The sequence below is a fragment of the Pseudomonas sp. NA-150 genome, assembly GCF_044336365.1.
Classification (GTDB): Bacteria; Pseudomonadota; Gammaproteobacteria; order Pseudomonadales; family Pseudomonadaceae; genus Aquipseudomonas.
The window spans coordinates 573695-589692 of sequence record NZ_CP172305.1 but is presented as its reverse complement, the minus strand read 5'-3'; the positions used below and the strand labels follow the sequence as shown (position 1 = coordinate 589692).

15 protein-coding genes are annotated in these 15998 nt (G+C 57.5%); 6 read left to right on the top strand and 9 right to left on the bottom strand.

The genetic code is table 11. The annotated features are described in order from the left end of the window. Positions 1–68 precede the first annotated feature (68 nt). The 3 genes from cgtA to rplU all read right to left on the bottom strand — a co-directional run bounded on the left by cgtA (position 69) and on the right by rplU (position 2132). Positions 69–1298: an Obg family GTPase CgtA gene (gene cgtA / locus ACF0H7_RS02880; RefSeq protein ID WP_397451308.1), complete on the bottom strand. Its 1230-nt coding sequence runs from the start codon at positions 1296–1298 to the stop codon at positions 69–71. Positions 1299–1507: 209 nt separating this feature from the next. Further along, the gene (gene rpmA, locus ACF0H7_RS02875; RefSeq protein WP_048359284.1) at positions 1508–1783 is read right to left on the bottom strand and encodes a 50S ribosomal protein L27; all 276 of its coding nucleotides are present in this window, start codon (positions 1781–1783) and stop codon (positions 1508–1510) included. Between the two features lie 34 nt (positions 1784–1817). Beyond that, the gene (gene rplU / locus ACF0H7_RS02870) at positions 1818–2132 is read right to left on the bottom strand and encodes a 50S ribosomal protein L21 (protein WP_003230856.1); all 315 of its coding nucleotides are present in this window, start codon (positions 2130–2132) and stop codon (positions 1818–1820) included. 241 nt (positions 2133–2373) lie between these two features. Between rplU and ACF0H7_RS02865 the strand changes: the two genes are divergently transcribed. Beyond that, positions 2374–3342, top strand: a complete 969-nt coding sequence (locus ACF0H7_RS02865) for a polyprenyl synthetase family protein (RefSeq protein ID WP_397451307.1) — start codon at positions 2374–2376, stop codon at positions 3340–3342. A 217-nt stretch (positions 3343–3559) separates the two neighbouring features. Then, positions 3560–3802 carry a hypothetical protein gene (locus tag ACF0H7_RS02860; protein WP_397451306.1) on the top strand — a complete coding sequence of 81 codons (243 nt, stop codon included), beginning with the start codon at positions 3560–3562 and terminating at the stop codon, positions 3800–3802. Positions 3803–3878: 76 nt separating this feature from the next. Here the strand turns inward: ACF0H7_RS02860 and ACF0H7_RS02855 are convergent, their stop codons facing one another. The 3 genes from ACF0H7_RS02855 to ACF0H7_RS02845 all read right to left on the bottom strand — a co-directional run bounded on the left by ACF0H7_RS02855 (position 3879) and on the right by ACF0H7_RS02845 (position 5567). After that, positions 3879–4496, bottom strand: a complete 618-nt coding sequence (locus ACF0H7_RS02855; protein ID WP_397451305.1) for an FKBP-type peptidyl-prolyl cis-trans isomerase — start codon at positions 4494–4496, stop codon at positions 3879–3881. Between the two features lie 142 nt (positions 4497–4638). Next, on the bottom strand, positions 4639–4944 hold the full coding sequence (locus ACF0H7_RS02850; protein WP_397451304.1) for a DUF6482 family protein: 306 nt from the start codon (positions 4942–4944) through the stop codon (positions 4639–4641). Positions 4945–5078: 134 nt separating this feature from the next. Next, on the bottom strand, positions 5079–5567 hold the full coding sequence (locus ACF0H7_RS02845) for a TIGR00645 family protein (protein WP_397451303.1): 489 nt from the start codon (positions 5565–5567) through the stop codon (positions 5079–5081). Positions 5568–5860: 293 nt separating this feature from the next. On the opposite strand from ACF0H7_RS02845, the gene ACF0H7_RS02840 reads away from it, so the two are divergent. Continuing rightward, positions 5861–7732, top strand: a complete 1872-nt coding sequence (locus ACF0H7_RS02840; RefSeq protein WP_397451302.1) for a hypothetical protein — start codon at positions 5861–5863, stop codon at positions 7730–7732. 11 nt (positions 7733–7743) lie between these two features. Here the strand turns inward: ACF0H7_RS02840 and ACF0H7_RS02835 are convergent, their stop codons facing one another. Together ACF0H7_RS02835 and ACF0H7_RS02830 are read right to left on the bottom strand one after the other, a co-directional pair. Then, positions 7744–8073, bottom strand: a complete 330-nt coding sequence (locus ACF0H7_RS02835) for a hypothetical protein (RefSeq protein WP_397451301.1) — start codon at positions 8071–8073, stop codon at positions 7744–7746. A gap of 178 nt (positions 8074–8251) precedes the next feature. Beyond that, the gene (locus ACF0H7_RS02830) at positions 8252–10708 is read right to left on the bottom strand and encodes a Lon protease family protein (protein WP_397451300.1); all 2457 of its coding nucleotides are present in this window, start codon (positions 10706–10708) and stop codon (positions 8252–8254) included. Between the two features lie 281 nt (positions 10709–10989). Between ACF0H7_RS02830 and ACF0H7_RS02825 the strand changes: the two genes are divergently transcribed. The 3 genes from ACF0H7_RS02825 to ACF0H7_RS02815 all read left to right on the top strand — a co-directional run bounded on the left by ACF0H7_RS02825 (position 10990) and on the right by ACF0H7_RS02815 (position 14012). Beyond that, positions 10990–11478 carry a DUF3015 domain-containing protein gene (locus ACF0H7_RS02825; protein WP_397451299.1) on the top strand — a complete coding sequence of 163 codons (489 nt, stop codon included), beginning with the start codon at positions 10990–10992 and terminating at the stop codon, positions 11476–11478. Positions 11479–11556: 78 nt separating this feature from the next. Further along, on the top strand, positions 11557–13422 hold the full coding sequence (locus ACF0H7_RS02820) for a DUF4105 domain-containing protein (RefSeq protein WP_397451298.1): 1866 nt from the start codon (positions 11557–11559) through the stop codon (positions 13420–13422). 92 nt (positions 13423–13514) lie between these two features. After that, positions 13515–14012, top strand: coding sequence for a GreA/GreB family elongation factor (locus ACF0H7_RS02815; RefSeq protein ID WP_397451297.1), 498 nt, complete (start codon positions 13515–13517; stop codon positions 14010–14012). A 146-nt stretch (positions 14013–14158) separates the two neighbouring features. On the opposite strand, the gene ettA is transcribed toward ACF0H7_RS02815, so the two are convergent. After that, on the bottom strand, positions 14159–15823 hold the full coding sequence (ettA, locus tag ACF0H7_RS02810; protein WP_397451296.1) for an energy-dependent translational throttle protein EttA: 1665 nt from the start codon (positions 15821–15823) through the stop codon (positions 14159–14161). Positions 15824–15998 lie beyond the last annotated feature (175 nt).

Sequence of the window (15998 nt, the reverse complement as noted above, 5' to 3'; positions counted from 1 at the left end):
CGAAATATTAAAACGCAGATACAAAAACGCCGCTATATCGATAGCGGCGTTTAGTTTACTGCACCCGATCAGTCTCGGACGTAAATGATTTCCGGACCATCTTCATCGTCCTCATCATCGCCCCACACATCGTCATCGTCATTGACGTCAAGCACGCTCTTCACGCCAGTGCGGCGCAGGGCACGCTGATCGTCCAGCGCTTGCAGCTGGGCACGCGCTTCGTCTTCGATGTTCTGGTCCAGTTCGGCCAGTTCACGGGCGAACACCGGATCTTCAGCCAGACGCAGATTACGCTCTTCGAGGTAATTCATGATGTCGCGGCTGAGCTGCTCGGTACCGACCTTGGAAATCGCGGAAATGACGTAGACCGGACCGGTCCACTCCAGACGATCGACGATTTCCTTGACCCGCGCTTCGTGTTCTTCTTCCAGCAACTGATCGCACTTGTTCAATACCAACCAACGATCACGCTCGGCCAACGACGGGCTGAACTTGATCAGTTCGTTGACGATGATTTCAGCGTTATCCGCTGCGCTGATGTTTTCATCCAGCGGCGCCATGTCGACGAGGTGCAGCAGTAAACGCGTACGCGCCAAGTGCTTGAGGAAGCGAATCCCCAGGCCAGCGCCATCGGAAGCGCCTTCGATCAGGCCCGGAATGTCGGCGATGACGAAGCTTTTCCAGCGATCGACACTGACCACACCCAGGTTCGGTATCAGGGTGGTGAACGGATAATCCGCAACCTTTGGCTTGGCGGCCGACACAGAACGGATGAAGGTGCTTTTGCCAGCGTTCGGCAAGCCCAGCAGACCGACGTCTGCCAACACTTTCAATTCCAGCTTGAGGTCACGCTGCTCGCCGAACTTGCCCGGCGAGGTCTGACGTGGCGCACGGTTGGTACTGGACTTGAAACGGGTGTTGCCCAGACCGTGCCAGCCGCCCATGGCCACCAGCAAGCGCTGACCGTCTTTGGTCAGGTCACCGATGATTTCCTGGGTACTCGCGTCGATTACCGTGGTACCGACCGGCACACGCAGCACCAGCTCTTCGCCCTTCTTCCCGGTGCAGTCAGCGCTGCCGCCGTTGGCACCGCGCTCGGCGTCGAAGTGACGGGTGTAGCGGTAGTCGACCAGGGTATTGAGGTTGACGTCAGCGATCATGAAGATCGAACCGCCATCACCGCCGTCACCGCCGTTAGGACCACCGTTTTCGATGAATTTTTCGCGACGGAAGCTCATGCAACCGTTACCGCCATCACCAGCCTTTACTCGAATCGAAACTTCATCAACAAACTTCATAACGCACGCCTCCCGCCACAGGGACGAGCAGAACAACACAAAGACATAAGACTCTTGCAAAAATGAGCGTTGCGATACCCGATCAGAAACCAGCGACCCCAAGGGTCAGAACCACAACAGCCCGCACAAACAGTTTTGCAAGAGACTCACCGACATCTACAAACAAAAAAGCCCCGTCGCGAGACAGGGCTTTTCCAGCTACTGCGAGATTATGCCGCGACGACTACAGTCTTCGGGACAATGCTCACGTAGCGACGACCGAAGGCGCCCTTAACCTGGAACTTGATCACGCCTTCCACTTTCGCGAACAGGGTGTGATCTTTACCCATGCCAACGCCGTAGCCAGCGTGGAATTGGGTGCCGCGCTGACGCACGATGATGTTGCCCGGGATGATAGCCTGGCCGCCATACATCTTCACGCCAAGGCGTTTGGCTTCTGAGTCGCGACCGTTGCGGGTACTACCACCAGCTTTTTTGTGTGCCATGAGTCAATTCTCCTAGTGAGGAATTAGGCTGAAATTAAGCCTGAATACCGGTGATTTTGATCTCGGTGTACCACTGGCGGTGGCCCATACGCTTCATGTGGTGCTTACGACGACGGAACTTGATGATGCGAATCTTGTCGTGACGACCTTGGGAGATCACTTCAGCAACAACGGTAGCGCCAGCAACAACTGGAGCGCCGATATTCACGTCATCGCCGTTAGCGACCAACAGAACGCGATCAAAAGTAACGGATTCGCCGGTAGCGATTTCCAGTTTCTCGATCTTCAGGTATTCACCTGGGGCGACTTTGTACTGCTTGCCGCCGGTAACGATTACTGCGTAAGACATGGTGTTTCTCCGATAATCCTGCTCACCCAGCTCTTTATAGGAAGAGGTATTGGCTGGCATGGCTGCAACTGGCTGGAACGGCCCGAATGCAATTGCGTAAGGCAGGTGCTGCCCAGGAAAGTTAGGGTGCGCGATTGTACGCAAGGCTGGCACACGTTGCAAGTGCCGAAACAGCGCGCCTTGACAGGGCTCTACCCGACACCTAGCATGCCGCGCAACCCTTCTGGAGCACGTGTCGCTGATGCAACCCCAAGCCTTCTACCGCGCGGTGGCGGATGATTTTAATGCCGTTGACGTCATTATCAAGAAGCAGCTGACTTCGCGCGTGCCGCTCGTCTCCAAAATCGGCGACTACATCACCTCGGCCGGCGGTAAGCGCCTGCGTCCTTTATTGGTATTGCTGTGTGGCAAGGCCCTCGGCCGCGAAGGCGACGACGTGCGCCTGCTGGCGGCGACCATCGAGTTCCTGCACACCGCGACCCTGCTGCACGACGACGTGGTCGACATGTCCGGCATGCGCCGTGGCCGCTCGACTGCCAACGCCTTGTGGGGTAACGCGCCCAGCGTGCTGGTCGGCGACTTCCTGTATTCGCGCTCCTTCGAGATGATGGTTGAACTGGGCTCGATGCAGGTGATGCAGATCCTGTCCAAGGCCACGCGCGTCATCGCGGAAGGCGAAGTGCTGCAACTGTCGAAGATTCGCGACGCAAGCACCACCGAAGAAACCTATATGGAAGTGATTCGCGGCAAGACAGCCATGCTGTTCGAAGCCTCGACCCACAGCGCTGCTGCCTTGTGCGGCGCGACCGAAGAACAAAGCGAAGCCTTGCGCACCTTTGGCGATCATTTGGGCGTCGCGTTCCAGTTGGTCGACGACTTGCTGGACTATCGCGGCGATGCCGAGACCTTGGGCAAGAACATCGGTGATGACTTGGCTGAAGGCAAGCCAACCCTGCCACTGATCTACACCATGCGCGAAGGCACCCCGGAACAGGCAGCACTGGTGCGTCAGGCGATCCAGAAAGGCGGCCTCGAAGACCTCGAGAGCATCCGCGCCGCCGTCGAAAGCGCCGGCGCGCTGGATTACACCGCACAAATGGCCCGCGACTTCGTTGCCCGAGCCATTGCCTGCCTTGACGTACTGCCTGCCAGCGAATACCGCGATGCCTTGATCGAACTCAGCGAGTTCGCGGTCGCCCGTACGCACTGATCAACACCGCACCGCACCTCGCCTCTACAAGGTTTGCGAATTCCTTGTAGGAGCGGGCTTGCCCGCGATTGGCGCCTTGTCTGGCATACCGCGTCGTCGGGATCGCGGGCAAGCCCGCTCCTACCCCCCCACCAGCGCTAATAACAAATCGCCAACAGTCCCTTGCTATTATCGAAATAAGAATTATTCTCATTGAAACCTTTCAAGGAGAAGACCCATGACTTATTTGATCGATGCCTGGCTGGACCGCCCGCACCCCTACCTGCGAATTCTCCACCGAGAAACGGGCGAAGTCTGCGCGGTGCTGGGAGAAGAGGCGTTAGATGAGTTGCGTGATCAGGGCGATCTGGATGTCACAGGGCTGAGCTCAAGCGAACCCGGCGTGCAGAAGGAGTTGGTGCGCAGTCTGTTTCTATTTTGCTATGCCCGAGCGTTGCGCCCGACCGGGGAGTTGCACTGAGTATGGTGCCAGAACCTGTCATTGCTGAACGAATCAGGGCGATCCGTTCAGCAATCATCAGCTCATCAAGCGATGTTTACAGAACGTCCAACAGCTCGACGTCGAATACCAGAACGCTGTGCGGAGGGATGCTGCCAACGCCTTGTGCGCCGTAAGCCAGTTCGCTCGGAACGTGCAGACGCCATTTGCTGCCGGCATTCATCAGTTGCAGAGCTTCGGTCCAGCCGGCGATCACGCCACCCACTGGGAATTCAGCAGGCTCGCCACGGTCGTAGGAGCTGTCGAACACAGTGCCGTCGATCAGGGTGCCGTGGTAGTGAGTACGAACCTGATCTTCGCGGCTTGGCTTGGCGCCTTCACCAGCGGTCAATACTTCGAATTGCAGACCCGAAGCCAGCGTGGTCACGCCGTCGCGCTTGCCGTTCTCTGCCAGGTAAGCCAGACCCGCGCCAGCCGCTTGTTCAGCCTTGGCAGACGCTTCGGCTTGCATGATTTCGCGAATGACTTTGAAGCTGGCAGACAGCTCTTCCTGACCCACACGGCTTTCTTTACCGTGGAAGGCGTCAGTCAGGCCGGCCAGGATCGCGTCCAGGTTGATGCCTGGTGGTGGGTTGTCACGCAGTTGGTCACCCAACTGGCGGCCAATGCCGTAGCTGACGCGGGTTTCGTCGGTGGACAGATTAACTTCGGACATAACGCTGCTCCGCAGAGGGACGCCTAGAGAAAACCGCACGTGGGCAGACGGCGCTGCAACTCCACGGCGTGTCCAAAGACGCCCCGAATCAAAAGGGCGAGCAGCCTAGCACAAATGAACAATGGCTCCCTACTCGCAACCGTTACCAGGTTGAACGGAAGGAGATCGGCACGCGCAACGTTTGTTCGTCGACATCACGCAACCCGCACATTTCGTCGTGTACCACCGAATGCACCAGGTTGAACGGCATTTTCGGCAAGGTATGCAGCAGATCCCGTGCATGCTCGACCGAGCGCAGATGGATGGTCTTGCCATTGAAGTCATTCAACGGATGCGCCATGCCACGCACGCGGGCTTCCAGCAGATAGATGCCGCCTTCCATGGAGATCAGATTCAACTCATCGACCCTTCCCGCATGGGCAAAGGCCGTTAGTTCCTGGAGGTTCATGATTCGCCTCTCGAAGCTGTACATAACATTAGGAAATATAAGTTTTGTACAGTGGAGCGAAATCACAACGTTAAAACCACGCCGCCCGTCCACTTCCTCCCATAGGGTTAAATCGACAGGCGGCGAGTGATGGGTCAATGCTTGGTCAGTTTATCCAGATAACCCATGGCGAACGCGGAGATAACAAAGGTCATGTGAATGATCACGTACCACATGAGGTGTTGCGGGTCGATGTTCTTGGCGTCCATGAACACCCGCAACAGGTGAATGGATGAAATGGCCACGATCGACGCCGCGACTTTCATCTTCAGAGAGCTGGAGTCCATCTTGCCCAGCCAGCTGAGCTTCTCTTTGCTGTCATCGATATCCAACTGCGAAACAAAGTTCTCGTAGCCGGAAATCATCACCATCACCAGCAAACCGCCCACCAGTGCCATATCGATCAACGACAGCAGCACCAGGATCACATCCGACTCGGCCATGGAAAAAACAGTGGGGATGACGTGAAAGATTTCCTGGAAAAATTTCAGTGCCAAGGCCAACAGGCCCAGCGACAGTCCAAAATAAATCGGCGCCAGCAGCCAGCGCGAGGCGTACATCGCATTCTCGAAAAAGCGTTCCATCGATACTCACAGGGGGTTAAAAAATCGCCGGAAGTATATCAGCGGCTGATTCGGCGAAATGGCTGACGAGGCTTCTCTGGGCTGCGCCGGGCCGTTAAATAGTTACTAAACTTTGCACGATTGAAGCCCGCCGCCATTCGCCAATCACGGGCTCAGAACGTTCTTGCTGCCGTGTCGCGCTGTCACGGCCCACAGTTTTCACGGACGTGTCTTACACTTCGAGTGTTACGGCGGTTATTCAGCGGATCGATCGGGCGTCCTTGACGGGTCCGATACCTACAGGAACACCGTGAATGGATGTCAGACCTTCGCTCTCCAGCCTGGCTCTCGCCCTGACGCTGCTGATCAGTGGTTGCTCGGAAAAAACCGAGGAGCAGCAACAGGCGGCCTTCAAGGCCAAAGCCGATCAATTCGAGAAAAAGCTCGAATCCATCCAGGATCCGAAACTGAAGGAAACCGCCACCGACCTCGGCGAGTCACTGTTGATGGTCGATCGCATCCAGCTGGAAATGCAGAAAAAGCCTGTCGAAACGCAGTACAGCGAAAACAGTCTGATTCTGCTCAAGGATTATCCTGACACCCAGAGTGTCACCGATACCTACGTCAAAGACTTGTTCATCCTGCGCAAGGCCTCAGACTCCGACTATCTGACGACGCTGGAACCCAGGTTCCCCTTCGCCTTTCACTTCCCGGCCGACTTCCCGTTCCCGCAGAAACTCAGCTGGCAATCGGTGGTTCTCGACAACAAAAAAACCGTCCCCTTCACTAAGGAACGCCTGGAGGACGCCAGTCACATCCAGCTGTCACCCTCGCTGTACGACGCCAACAACCCCAACGATCTCGACCTGATCTACCCCTACGTCGACGGCGCGCCGCCGCCCACCGACAAAGACAAACCCAACCCAGTGACACTCAATGGCGAGATCCAGATCGTTACGCCGCGCAGGGTCAGCACCTTCGAGTTCTTGCCGACCGAAGTGGGCGCACGGCGCACTGATGGCAATATCAGCGTGACCTTGCTGGGCTTGAACGAGAACTACGCCGAAGTCGAGATGCAAAACAGTGTCAACCTGTCGGATGAACTGGTAGATCAGGACTTTAACCCCTTGGTCCTTCAAGCCCAGGACCGCACCCATCAGTTTCTGTCCAGGGCCGCGGGCATCACGCAGAGCGCTGAGCAACTCGCGTTCTACCAAAAACAACTCGATGCCTTGATGGCGCAAAAGCAGTACAGCGACGCCTTTCATCAGCAACAGATTGCCGACTTGCACGCCTTTAATCGCCAACTGAAAACCCATTACACCAAGGCCTACTTCAACGGCACGATCGAAAAGCTGCAGGTCAGTGTGCTGGATTATGCGCAAAGCGAGATTCGAAAAACCCAACTGAGCCTGCCCGTGCGCCAGTTCAACGAACACACGTTTGGCCTCACGGTTCAGCCCTTGTCGATGCCGGTGGTGGTCTACGACTCCGAGGCCCAGGACTTTCTCAAGAGCTACGAGATGAACGAGGAGCAACTGAGGAAAAGCATTGTCATTCGTCAGGACGTGGAAAACCCGCAAGATGCGCGCATTGAGTTCAGCCATCCGCCGACCTTCAACGAGGCGTTACTCGGCCCCGAGTTAAGCAGCGAGTCGCCGATTACCTTTTACGCCGAGGACGACGGCGGCAAACCGGGCAAAACCCTGCAACCACCCATCGACTCCTACGAAACCAATACCACGGAAGGCTACATCAGCTATGACCTGAGCCAGTTCCAGGTGCCCCCTGCCTATGCCTCCGGGACCATGCCGCTGCACCTGGCACACATTGAAAAAAGCTTCATGGACGGCGCTAACCTGCCCCAGGGGCTGACGCTGAAAGACAACGCGTTGATCATCGACCAGGCGTTGTTCCCCTCGGAGAAGTGGCGTTTTTACGGCAAAGACAGCAAGGGCAAGTATCTCAAGGAAATCCTTTCGGTCAGCCACGCCGTCAAGGAGTACAGCCCTGCCATGTTTGAGGTGCACTATTTCTATGGCAAGCCGACCAGTCTGGAAGCGTACCAACGCACCGGACTCGACACCGTGAACTATGCCTTCAAGGTCAAACTCGCCAAGCCAAGCGCTGCCAGCCTGGACGAAATCGACCAGACTGGTTCAGCAGCACCCGATGAAGCCGAGTAACAATGACGCGCTCAGAACGGAGAAGATCGCTGGCAGCGCGAGTGATCGCCGTTGATGCGTCTTAGCTCACCCTGCAAATGTAATTGCCAGATGGGCACGTCCTCGGCCACCTGATAACCGTGCAGGGATAGACTTTCAGCGATGGCCATCAATACCGACTCGGCGGCCAGCGGTCCATGAAAAGGCCCTTGAGCCTTGAGTGCAGAAGGTTGTTCACCAGACATGCCGGCAGCGAACAGTAATGTCCACATACCGTTATCCCCAGAGAGAGGGCGAATCACACATTCGATACGAGTGACGAGTCCAAGGCATTGGCGGGTAAGACAGAGGCTGCGCGACATGGCGAGCTCCTCATTTAGTACAGTGTTCGCTCCTCAAAGCGAGGGAGGAGCGCGTCAGTCCATTTGACAACTGTGTTATGTCTCCAGAATAGAAGAAAACCCGAATTCTAAAAGTCCCGTAAAGCATCGGGCGCCGAATGGTCGTCACACCACTTAGCGCCCGAACGGCACAAATCGATCAGTCCTTCTTTTTCTTGGCCATGGCCTTCAGCTCGGGCTGAAGTTGAGCCGGCTCTTTTTCCAGTTCTTCTTTGAGGTCTTCATCGCTGAGCATCTCGGCGATGTCGCGCAGGCGCTCGACCACCCGGTAGTTGACGCTGCCTTCCGGGAATTCGCCGTTCTCGTCGGGCGCACCCGCAGGTTCGCCGACCAACAAGCTCAATGCTTCGTCGGCCTGGCGCACCGCGTAAACATGGAACTGCCCGGCGCGCACCGCTTGCAGCACGCGCTCGTCGAGCATCAAGGTCGCGACGTTGGCTTGCGGGATGATTGCACCCTGCTCGCCTGTCAGACCACGCGCTTCACACAGCCGGAAGAAGCCTTCGATTTTTTCGTTGACCCCACCCACCGCCTGCACTTCACCAAACTGGTTGATCGAGCCGGTAATGGCGAAACATTGCTTGAGCGGGGTTTTCGACAGCGCCGAGATCAAGGTGCAGGCTTCGCCCAATGAAGCGCTGTCGCCGTCCACATACCCGTAGGACTGCTCCAGCGCGATGCTCGCGGAAATCGCCAGCGGGAATTCCTGCGCGTAACGGCTGCCCAGGTAACCGGTAAGAATCATCACGCCCTTGGAGTGAATCGGCTGACCGAGGTTGACCTCGCGCTCGATGTCGACAATGCCGCTACCGCCCGGATACACCGACGCCGAAATCCGCGCCGGCACGCCGAACGCCGAGTCGCCGACTTCCAGCACCGTCAGCCCGTTGCACTTGCCTACCGCCGCGCCGTCAGTGTCGATCAGGATGATCCCGGCGAGCATGTCGTCGAGAATCCGCGCCGAAACGCGCCCGGTGCGCGTGGCCTTGGCCTTGAGCGCACGTTCGATGTGCCCGGCATCGGTCTTGTCGTCATTGGCCAACTGGCGAATGAAGTCCGCCTCGCTGACCAACTGAAACAGGTCGCCGATCCGCGCCGACAAACGGCCCTGATGCTCGGCCAGTCGGGCGCTGTAAGTGGCCAGACGCGCCACGGCATCACCGGTCAGCGGCGCCATACCCTCTTCCGAGGTGCGGGTTTTCAGCAACTGGGCGAATTGCTCCAGGCTTTCGTCGACCATCGGAATGTCTTCATCGAAATCCACCAGCACCCGGAACATCTCCTGGAAGTCCGGATCGAGGTCTTGCAGGGTGTAGTACAGCGAACGTGCGCCAATTATGATGACTTTGACCTGCAACGGGATCATTTGCGGGGTCAGGCTCACGGTCGCGATGCGACCCAGTTCCCCCAGCGGCGATTCCATCTTCAACTTGCGCGATTGCAGGGCGCGTTTCAGCGCGTCCCAGACAAACGGCTCGCTGAGCATTTTTTCCGCTTCCAGCACCAGAAAACCGCCATTGGCCCGATGCAGAGCACCCGGGCGCAGTTGCCGATAGGTGGTGTACAACGCGCCTTGGTCGGTGCTGTATTCAATGCGCCCGAACAGGTTGTCGTAGGTCGGGTGCGGCTCGAACACCACGGGTGCGCCAGCGTTGAGCGGATGACCGACCACCAGGCTCGGACAGTACTGCTCTTCCAGCAACTTGCGCGCCTGGGCATCGGTTTTGGCGTCGTCGACCAGTTGCTCGACCACGGTTTTCAGCAAATACACCTGCATGCCTTGCAGATAGGCGCAAACTCCGGCGTTTTCCGCGTACTTTTCCGACAAAGGCGACAACAAGGGTTGCAGCGCCAGAGTGATGGTCTCTTCGTTCAACTGACGCATCTGGTTGCTGGTTTCACGCTTCCACTGCGGCAGGCTGGCCAATTCCTCGTTGAGGCGTTCTTCGAGGCCAGAAATATCATCGTGGAATCGATCGCGCTCGGCTTCCGGCAGTTGCGAAAACTCCGCCTCGTCCAGCGCCTTGCCTTCGCTCATCGGCGTGAAGGCGATGTTGGTGCTGTCACGGTAAAGGGCAATGTCCTTTTCCAGCGCCAGACGCTCGATGATGTCCAATGCCTTGTCATAGCGCTGGTTGAACGCACGATCGATGGCGCTTTTCTTCTGCTGGTAGGACGGGTGCTCGAAGACTGCCGGAAAGGTCGCCAGCAGATTGTCGATCAGGCCGTTGATATCCGCGATGAACGAAGCTGCGCGGCCAGATGGCAATTCCAGGGCGCGAGGTTCGCGAGGCTCATCGAAATTGTTGACGTAGACCCAATCCGCCGGGGTCTGCATGCGCTTGCCCTCGGCTTTGAGGTAGCGCTTGACGAAAGAAAAGCGTCCCGTACCGGGCTCGCCCATGACGAACACGTTGTAACCGGGGCGCGGCATGGCCACCCCGAATTGCAGTGCCTCTACTGCTCGCTCCTGGCCGAGCACACCACGGAAGGGCTCCAGATCATTAGTCGTCGAGAAGCTGAACTGTTCAGCGGAGAAAGGACGTGTCAGCGCTTCGGGCGCTAGACGCAAGCTGGCAGCAACAGAATCGGGCATCGGACATCCTTACATCAGGCGGGGCAGATGAAGGCATTCTGGCGCTCGCCATGCCCGGCTGGCAAGGCACGCTGCAGGCTAATATTTACCAGCCCGCGCCAACCAGCGCTGGCGGCAAGCGAAGCGGCGATTTAGATAACATTTGGCAATAAATCACGGAACGTTGAGATCGTGCCTAAACTCCAACCTACGCGGCTGGTGATAGTAACGCTGGCTCGCCCTGGCGCAGCGACCGGCCAGGAACCCGACCCTTGGTTGAACTCAGAAAGAGAACTCAAGCTATGAAACGGATTCTTCTCGGTACTCTCTTCACCGTCGTATCTCTAAACGCCATGGCCCAGGCACCAGGCGGCCCGGATTGTGGCTGGGGCAACATGCTGTTCGCAGGCCAACACGGCACAGGGCCACACATCTTCGCGTCGACGACCAACGGAACGTCCGGTAACGCGACTTTCGGCATGACCTCTGGCACCAACGGCTGCTCCACCAGCTCAACACTGACTTACGGCGGCAAGTCCTGGCTGTCTATGAACGGCATGATGGATGAGCTTTCCAAAGACATGGCCATGGGCCAAGGTGAAGCATTGACTACCTACGCGGTGGTGCTGGGCGTTGCTCCAGAAGACCGCGCACACTTCGCCGCCGTCACCCATGAACACTTCCAGCAAATCTTCAGCAAGGCCGACGTAACCGCCGACGATGTTCACACCAACACCCTCGCTGTGTTGAAAAGCGATCCGACCTTGGCCAAATATGCCACCCAGGCTTAATTTAGTTGCACCTGCCTCCCATCCGGGGGGCAGGTTTTTGCAGCACTGATTGCCCTCAATCCTGACTAGTTGCTTTCTATGCTCAAACGCCTTGCCTATATGGTGCTGTTTGTTTGCGCCCCTCTCTACGCCGCGCCACCTATCGACAATGATCGCTTGCAGCAATTGGCCAACATGCCGCTATGGCTTGCTCTAGGTCACTACACACCGGCAAAGCTCGGCGGCTGGCGCAGCTATGTCGACGATTCGAAGTTCTTTCTCGCAACTGACGGAGCCCATGACCCGACTGCCGAGCTAAGGGCGACTCTGGACGCTATCTATACGCCGGTCAGCGGTGACTCGACGGCGCAAGACCAGCATCCGCAATGTGTCTACCCGGCCCGTTCGCGCTTTCTGCGTGAGCAGTTGCACCTGACTGACCTGCCAACCCCGGAGTGCAAAACGTTCAAACAGTGGTTCGGTGATATCGCGCCGGACAGTACCGTACTGATATTCCCCGCAGCCTACCTGAACAGCCCATCTTCGATGTTTGGTCACACATTGCTGCGCGTTGATCAGGCCGATGTGCAAAAGGACCACACCGAACTGCTGAGCTACGCGATCAACTTCGGCGCTTACATCGAAGGCTCGGACAACAGCATTCTGTATGCCTGGAAGGGCCTGATGGGTGGCTATCCGGGATTATTCGCGCTGGTGCCCTATCAAGAAAAACTCCGAGAATACCGTAGTCTGGAAAACCGCGACCTGTGGGAATACCGACTGAATCTGACCCACGAAGAAACCGGGCGTATGGTCGAGCATGTGTGGGAGCTGAAGCAGATTCGCTTCGGCTATTTCTTCTTCGACGAAAACTGCTCCTATCGCTTGCTCGAACTGCTGCAGGTCGCGCGGCCCGGCCTGGACCTGACTTCGTTATTTCCGCTGACGGCGATTCCGACCGACACCGTGCGCGCCGTGAAAGACGCCGGGCTGGTGGAGAAAACCAATTATCGACCGTCCGCCGAACGCGAACTGCTCAGTCGCGCAGAGCCTTTGAGCAGCAACGAGCAGCAGTGGGTGTTGAAGGTCAGCGCCGATCAAAAGCAGCTGCAAAACCCTGACTATCTGGCCCTGCCGAAAGACCGTCGCGCGTTGATTCAGGACGCTGCCTACCGCCTCGTGCGCTATCGCGTCAATGGCGAAGAACGCACCAGCGACAGTTCGCAGCGCAGTTTTGAACTGTTGCGAGCGATCAGCCAGAACCCGCCGCCAGCGTTGCAGATCGAACGCCCCGGTCTGACCGAGGATGGCCATGAGTCGCGCACCTGGCAATTGGGCGCGGGCTCTCGCGACGATAAAGCCTTCGCCGAATACGGTCTGCGCATGGCGTATCACGACCTGAACGACAACGCCTACGGCTTTCCGTTGGGCGCGCAGATCGAAATCCTGCAACTCAAGCTGCGCCAATACGAGGGTAACCAATGGCAGGTGCAACAATTGGATCTGGCGACGATACGCTCCCTCACGCCGCGTACCGCCCTGCTGCAGCCGTGGTCCTGGCAAGTCATGGGCGGCCTGGAACGCGTATTGAGCAAGCATGACAACGAGAGATTGGTCAGCCACGTCAACGGTGGTGGCGGCGGCACCTGGCAATTGAGCGACGACCTGCTGGGGTTTGCGCTGGGCACCGTGCGTGTTGAGCACAACACCGACTTCTCCGCGGCCGTCTCGCCGGCAGCGGGCTTCGATAGTGGGTTGTTGTGGCATAACCCGTTGGGTAACTTGAGCCTGGAAGCCAAGGGCGACTACTTCACCAATGGCGAAGTACGCCGTAGCTTCAGTCTGAATCAGCAATGGGAACTGTCACGCAACCTCGGCCTGCGCCTGACGGCCCAACGCGAGTTCAGCCAACTGGCATCGCCGGTGAATGAAGTGATGCTGGAGATGAAGTGGTATCACTATTAATTTGTATGCGTGCAAACACTCTCTTTGTAGGCAATCGATGAAACCAAACGCCTGCCAACATGGCCCAAACCCAATAACAGGGAGATAACGCCATGAGCCGCGCATTCGTTAACGAAGACCAGGCCGCCGCGCAAGCCAGCCAACCGGTGGAGCGTCGGGTCAGCAAACAACCCAATTACGTCACCGCTCACGGCCTGACGCAGTTGCAGGCACGGGTGGCGGAGTTGCAGGCGCAGCACAACGAACAATCGGCCTTGGGCGATCGTGCCGACAAGCAGCGGCTCGCCGATATCGAACGTGATCAGCGCTACTACAACCAGCGCCTGCAAAGCGCTCAGGTAATGACGCCAGCTATTTCGACCGAGAAAGTGCAGATTGGCAGTTGGGTGACGTTTGCCGATGAAAACAATACCAAGCAACGCGTACAGCTGGTCGGCGAAGACCAGGCCGATGCTGCCCATGCTTTGATCAATTGGGGGTCGCCGTTGGGGCGTGCGCTACTTGGGGCGCAGGTGGGTGATGACGTGCTGTGGAAACGCCCGGCGGGGGATCAGTTGATCGAGATTCTGGAGATTGAATCGGACCTGTAGGAGCTGCCGAAGGCTGCGATAAGGTCTGCAGGACCTTCAAATCCGAAGAAGCACGACCGGTTTCCGGTCGATCGCAGCCTTCGGCAGCGCCTACAGATATTGTGCATCAACCATAAAAAACGGAGCCCGAAGGCTCCGTTTTTGTCTTACGCCAGTTTCTTGTGGCGTACCCGATGCGGCTGGGCCGCTGCGTCGCCGAGGCGCTTTTTGCGGTCGGCTTCGTATTCGGTGTAGTTACCTTCGAAGAACACGGCTTGCGAGTCATCTTCGTACGCGAGGATGTGGGTCGCAACACGGTCCAGGAACCACCGATCGTGAGAGATCACAATCGCAGCGCCCGGGAAGTCCAGCAGGGCTTCTTCCAGCGAACGCAGGGTTTCCACGTCGAGGTCGTTGGACGGTTCGTCGAGCAGCAGGACGTTGCCGCCCTCTTTCAAGGTCAACGCCAGGTGCAAGCGACCACGCTCACCACCGGAGAGGTCCTTGACGAACTTCTGCTGATCGCCGCCTTTGAAGTTGAAACGCCCGACATAGGTGCGCGACGGGATTTCATAGTTGCCGATGCGGATCTGGTCAGAGCCGTCGGAAATCTGCTGGAACACCGTTTTGCTGCCGTCAAGGTCGTCACGGCTCTGATCAACGCAGGCCAGCTGTACGGTTTCGCCGACTTCAATGCTGCCGGAATCCGGCTGCTCTTTGCCCATCAGCATGCGGAACAAGGTCGACTTACCGGCACCGTTACCACCGATTACGCCGACGATTGCACCTTTTGGCATCGAGAACGACAGGTTGTCGATCAACACGCGATCGCCATAACCTTTGCTGACGTTCTTGAACTCGATGACCTTGTCACCCAGGCGCGGACCGGCCGGGATGTAGATTTCGTTAGTCTCGCTGCGCTTCTGGAATTCCTGCGATTGCATTTCTTCGAAGCGTTGCAGACGCGCCTTGGATTTCGATTGACGCGCCTTGGCGCCTTTACGAAACCACTCCAGCTCGTCTTTCATGGCCTTTTCATGGGCCGTTTGCTGCTTGGATTCCTGGGCCAGACGATCCGACTTGGCTTCCAGCCAGCCCGAATAGTTGCCTTCGTATGGAATGCCCGCGCCGCGGTCGAGTTCGAGGATCCAGCCCGCAACGTTGTCCAGGAAGTAACGGTCGTGCGTGATCGCTACCACAGTACCCGGGAAGTCGTGCAGGAAGTGCTCCAGCCAGGCGACGGAGTCGGCGTCCAGGTGGTTGGTTGGTTCGTCGAGCAGCAGCATGTCAGGGGCCGACAGCAGCAGGCGGCACAGGGCCACACGACGCTTTTCACCACCGGAGAGGTGTTCGATCTTCGCATCCCACGCTGGCAGACGCAGCGCATCAGCGGCGACTTCCAGTTGGCGGTCGAGGTTATGACCGTCGCCCGCTTGCAGGATGGCTTCGAGCTTGGCCTGTTCAGCCGCCAGCTTGTCGAAGTCGGCATCCGGGTCGGCGTATTCGGCGTAGACCTGATCCAGACGCGCTTGCGCATCCTTGATCACGCTGACGGCTTCTTCGACGACTTCACGAACGGTCTTAGTGGGGTCAAGTTGTGGCTCTTGCGGCAGATAACCGACATTGAGCTCAGGCATTGGCCGCGCTTCGCCGTCGAATTCGGTGTCGACGCCGGCCATGATTTTCAACAAAGTGGATTTACCCGAACCGTTCAGACCCAAAACGCCGATCTTGGCGCCAGGGAAGAACGACAGGGAGATGTTTTTCAGAATTTCCCGCTTCGGCGGCACAACTTTGCTCAGCCGATGCATGGTGAATACGTATTGAGCCATGGAAAGAAAACCCGGTCGGTGACAGTGAATAGAGAGCGAGCTTAGTGCCGCGCCTCAAAAATAGCTGTTCAATTTTATTTGCCTGCGGCACTTGCCGCCAGCCAGATTGAATCCTTGAATGAAACAACGTCAGGCCGCCAATCGATTGCCGGTGGCGCGATGGCTGATTTCAGGT

Excerpts from the sequence above, each read along its gene's own strand:
- cgtA (WP_397451308.1), bottom strand. The coding sequence starts at position 1,298 with ATGAAGTTTGTTGATGAAGTTTCGATTCGAGTAAAGGCTGGTGATGGC.
- rpmA (WP_048359284.1), bottom strand. The coding sequence starts at position 1,783 with ATGGCACACAAAAAAGCTGGTGGTAGTACCCGCAACGGTCGCGACTCA.
- rplU (WP_003230856.1), bottom strand. The coding sequence starts at position 2,132 with ATGTCTTACGCAGTAATCGTTACCGGCGGCAAGCAGTACAAAGTCGCC.
- ACF0H7_RS02865 (WP_397451307.1), top strand. The coding sequence starts at position 2,374 with ATGCAACCCCAAGCCTTCTACCGCGCGGTGGCGGATGATTTTAATGCC.
- ACF0H7_RS02860 (WP_397451306.1), top strand. The coding sequence starts at position 3,560 with ATGACTTATTTGATCGATGCCTGGCTGGACCGCCCGCACCCCTACCTG.
- ACF0H7_RS02855 (WP_397451305.1), bottom strand. The coding sequence starts at position 4,496 with ATGTCCGAAGTTAATCTGTCCACCGACGAAACCCGCGTCAGCTACGGC.
- ACF0H7_RS02850 (WP_397451304.1), bottom strand. The coding sequence starts at position 4,944 with ATGAACCTCCAGGAACTAACGGCCTTTGCCCATGCGGGAAGGGTCGAT.
- ACF0H7_RS02845 (WP_397451303.1), bottom strand. The coding sequence starts at position 5,567 with ATGGAACGCTTTTTCGAGAATGCGATGTACGCCTCGCGCTGGCTGCTG.
- ACF0H7_RS02840 (WP_397451302.1), top strand. The coding sequence starts at position 5,861 with ATGGATGTCAGACCTTCGCTCTCCAGCCTGGCTCTCGCCCTGACGCTG.
- ACF0H7_RS02835 (WP_397451301.1), bottom strand. The coding sequence starts at position 8,073 with ATGTCGCGCAGCCTCTGTCTTACCCGCCAATGCCTTGGACTCGTCACT.
- ACF0H7_RS02830 (WP_397451300.1), bottom strand. The coding sequence starts at position 10,708 with ATGCCCGATTCTGTTGCTGCCAGCTTGCGTCTAGCGCCCGAAGCGCTG.
- ACF0H7_RS02825 (WP_397451299.1), top strand. The coding sequence starts at position 10,990 with ATGAAACGGATTCTTCTCGGTACTCTCTTCACCGTCGTATCTCTAAAC.
- ACF0H7_RS02820 (WP_397451298.1), top strand. The coding sequence starts at position 11,557 with ATGCTCAAACGCCTTGCCTATATGGTGCTGTTTGTTTGCGCCCCTCTC.
- ACF0H7_RS02815 (WP_397451297.1), top strand. The coding sequence starts at position 13,515 with ATGAGCCGCGCATTCGTTAACGAAGACCAGGCCGCCGCGCAAGCCAGC.
- ettA (WP_397451296.1), bottom strand. The coding sequence starts at position 15,823 with ATGGCTCAATACGTATTCACCATGCATCGGCTGAGCAAAGTTGTGCCG.